At 70.8% G+C, this 274-nt stretch carries 1 protein-coding gene; it reads left to right on the top strand.

Annotation, left to right across the window (positions count from 1 at the left end):
• A partial coding sequence (locus IH09_RS36325) for a 2-oxo acid dehydrogenase subunit E2 (protein ID WP_190233542.1) occupies positions 1-274 on the top strand: 274 nt, incomplete at both ends.

Genomic DNA, 274 nt, shown 5'->3' with positions numbered 1-274 from the left:
GACCTCACCGGCGGCGATGTCCGGCGGCACGGTCACCATCACCAACGTCGGCGTCTTCGGCGTCGACACCGGCACCCCCATCCTCAACCCGGGGGAGTCCGCGATCCTCGCCTTCGGCGCGGTCAAGCTCCAGCCGTGGGTGCACAAGGGCAAGGTGAAGGCGCGCCAGGTCACTACCCTCGCGCTCTCCTTCGACCACCGCCTGATCGACGGCGAACTGGGCTCCCGCCTCCTCGCCGACATCGCGGCGGTGCTGGAACAGCCCCGGCGGCTG

Source organism: Streptomyces celluloflavus, assembly GCA_000720995.1.
Taxonomy (GTDB): Bacteria; Actinomycetota; Actinomycetes; order Streptomycetales; family Streptomycetaceae; genus Streptomyces; species Streptomyces celluloflavus.
The sequence above is the reverse complement of the archived record's forward strand: the minus strand, read 5'-3'. Positions and strand labels throughout refer to the sequence as shown.